Annotated in this window: 2 protein-coding genes; both read right to left on the bottom strand. The window is 43.2% G+C overall.

The features are described 5' to 3' along the window. Positions 1 to 1,678 precede the first annotated feature (1,678 nt). The gene (locus BLQ57_RS20550) at positions 1,679 to 2,269 is read right to left on the bottom strand and encodes a sugar transferase (protein ID WP_317042248.1); all 591 of its coding nucleotides are present in this window, start codon (positions 2,267 to 2,269) and stop codon (positions 1,679 to 1,681) included. Positions 2,270 to 2,300: 31 nt separating this feature from the next. Next, entirely contained in the window at positions 2,301 to 3,440 is a 1,140-nt protein-coding gene (locus BLQ57_RS20545; protein ID WP_087941461.1) for an aminotransferase class I/II-fold pyridoxal phosphate-dependent enzyme, read from the bottom strand. Positions 3,441 to 4,767: the final 1,327 nt, after the last annotated feature.

The following is a 4,767-nucleotide window of genomic DNA, read 5'->3' as shown; positions in this document are numbered from 1 at the left end:
GGTAATTTTCAAGTTCTAGCCGGCCAGAGGAGTTTTTATTAAAACACCTTCCTCCATTATCCATTAGGATCTATGGAGAAGTGTCGCCCCTGCAGGGCTTTATCTTGGAGTGCAGATTCTAATCCGTGGGCTAACACCCACGGTGATGTAAAATTACGCTCTTCCAGAGCTATTCATCAACTCTGTTAATCCGATGAAATCAGATTTTAAATCAAATTAATGCGTGTATAAGTGAATTAGGCTTGCCTAGAGGCGTTAATAATTTGTCCCTTTGTTCTTTAAAATGACCCCAAAGGGGTCAAATCATTAATAGCCCCGTATGAAGCAGTGAAGAATGAACTGCGAAATGCGGGGTATTAGGTTTTACGACGATCCCAGCGCTGGCCCGGGGTTTTATCGTAAACCACAATGCCCATGCCAGCAAGAACTTGTTCGCCGTGGCGAATGGAAACGATTGTTGATGAACTTATGAAAGGTGAAAACCTGAAGACTCTTGAACCAGTTTGCCTTTTACCTTTTTGGTAGTATTTATTCGTTCTTTTGGATTGACCCAAAAGAACCAAAAGGTCAAGTCGCAGGAAAGCTTCCACCCTCAGGCCAACGCATGGCCCGCTCCTGCGACATCCCAGCGCTCTTTTTCTTCCATAGCTGTAATTCGTTGCCCATCGAAAAATCTCATTATTTCTCGATTTCATCCCGAATCTCCAAGGTTGGAGTTCAGAGGAATTGTTAAGGGTTCAGGGTTCAAAGGAAAATGCGGGTTCGGAACAAAGCCATTTTCTTAACGGTTTTCCAATGCTCCAAAAAAACGTAAATGCTGTAAGGCTGATCCTAAAAACTAATGTTTGTTATGACAATCGAAAAAGGCTGAAGGCCTTTAACCTTGAATAGCCCCGTATGAAGCAGTGAAGAATGAACTGCGAAATGCGGGGTATTAGGTTTTACGACGATCCCAGCGCTGGCCCGGGGATTTATCGGAAACCACGATGTCCATGCCAGCAAGAACTTGTTCGCCGTGGCGAATGGAAACGGGGTCTGGTAATTTTCAATGAGTAATGGGTAATTTTCAAATTCTAGCCTGCCAGAGGAGTTTTTATTTAAGCACCTTCCTACATTAGGATTTATGGAGAAGTGCCGCCCCTGCAGGGCTTTATCTTGGAGTGTAGAATCTTATCCGTGGGCTAACACCCACGGTGATGAAAAATTGCGCTCTTTCAGAGCTATTTACCAACTCTGTTGAATCGATGAAATCAGATTTTAAATCAAATTAATGCGTGTATAAGGGACTTAGGCCTGTCTAGAGGCGTTAATAATTTGTCCCTTTGTTCTTTAAAATGACCCCAAAGGGGTCTAACTATTAATAACCCCGTATGGAGTGAGGCGGAACGCCGAACGGAATGCGGGGTATTAGGTTTTACGACGATCCCAGCGCTGGCCCAAGGTTTTATCGGAAACCACGATGCCCATGCCAGCAAGAACTTGTTCGCCGTGGCGAATGGAAACGGTTATTTTTCCCTTCCATAGAAAGGCATAAACCTGCCCACGGCAGATAAATCTAAAGATTTAAACCAAATAGAGTGATCAGAGCTTCGGAAAAGCGATTTGATGCTTCATGAGAAAAACCTATTAATATATCCCGATAAACATAAACCCACAATAATTGCTATTTCTTAGGGAATCAAGAATCGGGTGGATGATTCCCTATAAATTTCCCCATACTGACATGGCCCTGCTGTGAAACCCCCTTACCCTGAAGCACATTGAAAAGTGTCTGAAAGAGGATTTTAAGATCTAAAAAAAAACTACAATTTTCCACGTACCAAACATCGAAAGCAAATTTCTCTTCCCAAGTTATCGCATTTCTCCCATTGATTTGAGCCCATCCACTTACCCCAGGTCGAACCAGATGTCTCCGAAATTGCTCCTCGGAGTAAAGCGGTATGTACTCCACCAACAAAGGCCTTGGACCAATCAAACTCATATCTCCCTTAATGACATTAATCAGTTGAGGGATCTCATCCAATGAGCTTTTTCGAATGATTTTACCCAAAGCAGTCAATCGATTTACATCTGGAAGCAAGTTTCCCGAGGAATCCCTGGCATCATTCATTGTCTTAAACTTCAGAATACGGAAAATCTTTCCCTGAAGGCCCGGTCTTTCCTGCGAAAAAATAGGGTTCCCTTTAAAATGAATAGCCAATAGCAGACAAAGGAGAAGAAATATGGGAGATAAGACTAAAAACAATAAAAATGCTAGGACCAGGTCCATTAGCCTTTTTCCAAATCGCCTATACATCCAATTATTTGAAGGATTTGGCAAGTTCATCATGAATCAATTCCACGATTCTAGTCTGCTGTTCAAAAGTCAGATCTGTCGAACTTGGAAGGCAGATTCCACTTTGAAATAAGTTTTTAGAAACATTTCCTCCAAAAAACTGTATGCCCCGAAATACCGGTTGCATGTGGAGAGGTTTCCAGAGAAAACGGGTTTCAATTCCGTTTTTCATTAATTTAATACGCAACTGATCATTTGAAAAACCGGTCACCTTTTCGTCGATTAAAATGGTGGTCAACCAAAAATTAGAGGCGCTGAGTTCATTATTGTTTTGAAACGCTATACCCGGCATATTAGCCAAAAGCTTACGATAATTTTGATTGATTTGTCTTCTGTTTTCTACCGCTTCTTGGAGCATTTCCAATTGAGCCACTCCCACAGCCGCAGAGAGATTATTCATACGGTAGTTAAAACCTATTTCCAAGTGCTGATAGTAAGGAAGGTCTTCCCTAGCCTGCATGGAGAGGTATTGGGCTTTTTGCAAAAGGAAGGCATTATTAGAAATCAGAGCTCCTCCCCCTCCTGATGTAATGATTTTATTCCCATTGAAAGAATAAACACCCAAATCCCCCATCGTTCCACAATATTTGCCTTCGTATTGACTTCCCACCGCCTCAGCGGCATCCTCCAATACGGGAATATTGTATTTTCTGGCGATCTCCATGATTTCATTCATCTTTGCCGGCATCCCGAAAAGGTGAACTACTACAATTGCCTTGGGCTTTTTGCCATAAGCGATGCGATTGAGAATGGCGTCTTCCAACAACTCCGGAGACATATTCCAAGTATCTCTTTCGCTATCTACAAAAATGGGGGTAGCACCGAGATAGATAATGGGATTGGCAGAGGCACAGAAAGTAAAGGATTGACATATCACTTCATCACCACGACCAACACCTAAAAGTACCATTCCAAGATGTAAGGCAGATGTTCCTGAGTTTAACGCAACGGCCTGATGTGTTTTCGTTAATGCACCAATTTTATATTCGAATTGGTCAATAAATTCTCCGAAAGTGGCAAGATTACCCGATTGAATCGCTTTTTGGATATAGGTAGATTCATTTCCTTTAAAAATTGGGGCTGATAATTTTATTGGATAAGCCATTTACAACGGGGTATCTTGTAGATGCATCTAAACATACAGACATTCTTACAAAAACCCAACCAATTGAATTTTAATAAGTAAAAATTTTGTGTTTTTTGAAGAAAGGAGAAAAATAGAGCTGGATAGAGTCTCGTGTTTTTAAGGGTACAAGGAAGAGTTGGTGAGGAGCTGACGAGTTGTTTTATTGATGAATTGATTGGTGATAAGATGGGATTTTCCGCTTGGAAGGTTTTGGGTTCAAAGTTATCAGCAAAGACAGGTTCGGGACTAGCTCATTTTACAACGAGCATAAAGTCGAACCAAGCTGACCCTGAAGTGCCTGTTCCGATTATCGGGAGGCAAACTATGAGTACCTGTGCGCCTTAGGCGTAGCCCCGTATGGAGTGAAGCGAAAGCCAAACGGAATGCGGGGTTAAGTGCAAAAACCGATTGCCACCTTGGCTCGGTAGTCCGACAGAAAGTAGAACGATTGTTCCGAGGAGGTCGGCAAAAATTCATTGGAACCGGTTCCCGAAAAAATATCGAATGATGAATGTCCAATGATGAATTTTGAAGGAAGGTAAGCGCTGAATGCGCGACACCGTTATTAGCCCCGTATGAAGTGAAGCGGTACGCTGAACGAAATGCGGGGTATTGAGGGATGTCAGTGTTACCAGCGCTGGCCCTTTGTTTTCTCGGAAACCTCAAGGCTAATGCCAGCAAGAACTTGTTCGCCGTGGCGAATGGAAACGGTTATGTATCCCTTCCACAGAAAGGCATAAACCTACCTACGGCAGATAAATCTGAATACATTGCGTCATTTAGGGCCGAACCAAGCTGACCCTGAAGGGGTCAAACTTTGATTAGCCCCGTATGAAGCAGCGAAGAATGAGCTGCGAAATGCGGGGTATTGAGGTATGTCAGTGTTACCAGCGCTGGCCCTTTGTTTTCTCGGAAACCTCAAGGCTAATGCCAGCAAGATGGAAACGATTTTTGATGAATTGTTTAGGGTTCAGCGTTCAAAGTTACCGGCAAAGGTAGGCTCGGAACTAGCTCATTTTACAACGAGCATAAAGTCGAACCAAGCTGACCCTGAAGTGCCTGTCCCGATTATCGGGAGGCAAACTATGAGTACCTGTGCGCCTAAGGCGTAGCCCCGTATGAAGCAGTGAAGAATGAACTGCGAAATGCGGGGTATTAGGTTTTACCGCGGTCCCAGCGCTGGCCCGTGGTTTTATCGGAGACCACGATGCCCATGCCAGCAAGATGGAAACGGTAATCCTTTCTATTTGGCTTTTTGTAGAAACTTAACCATCCACAGTAGCTTTTACCTCTACCTTTCTGTCAC

The organism is Algoriphagus faecimaris, from assembly GCF_900101705.1.
Classification (GTDB): Bacteria; Bacteroidota; Bacteroidia; order Cytophagales; family Cyclobacteriaceae; genus Algoriphagus; species Algoriphagus faecimaris.
The sequence above is the reverse complement of the archived record's forward strand: the minus strand, read 5'-3'. Positions and strand labels throughout refer to the sequence as shown.

Excerpts from the sequence above, each read along its gene's own strand:
- BLQ57_RS20550 (WP_317042248.1), bottom strand. The coding sequence starts at position 2,269 with ATGGACCTGGTCCTAGCATTTTTATTGTTTTTAGTCTTATCTCCCATA.
- BLQ57_RS20545 (WP_087941461.1), bottom strand. The coding sequence starts at position 3,440 with ATGGCTTATCCAATAAAATTATCAGCCCCAATTTTTAAAGGAAATGAA.